The 296-nt window shown below is 53.0% G+C and carries 1 protein-coding gene; it reads left to right on the top strand.

The genetic code is table 11. From position 1 onward, the window contains the following. A partial coding sequence (locus HBA93_RS20460; RefSeq protein WP_221724498.1) for a LysR substrate-binding domain-containing protein occupies positions 1–296 on the top strand: 296 nt, incomplete at both ends.

Here is a 296-nt window from a genome sequence, read left to right as displayed (position 1 = left end):
ATTTGAACGCACAACACGCGAAGTTTCTGTGACCCCTGCCGGGCGGATTTTCTATGAAGAAAATGCCCGGCTGGTGCAAAATTATGACCGTTCCGTTCAGGCAGCAAGACTGGTTGCCGATGGCAAAACCGGCAGCCTGCGGGTGGCCTATATGGCTTTTGCGGCAACCGAACTCATGCCGCGTGCCGTATCGCGCTATCGCCGGCTATATCCGCATATTAATGTCGGCTTACGCTATGTCCGATCACAAGGGCAAAAGCTGGAGCTGATGCATGATCAGATTGATGTCGGCTATA

Origin of the sequence: Ochrobactrum sp. SFR4, assembly GCF_019730395.1 — a bacterium.
Taxonomy (GTDB): Bacteria; Pseudomonadota; Alphaproteobacteria; order Rhizobiales; family Rhizobiaceae; genus Pseudochrobactrum.
Note: the sequence above shows the minus strand (reverse complement) of the source record. Positions and strands in the feature narration are given on the sequence as shown.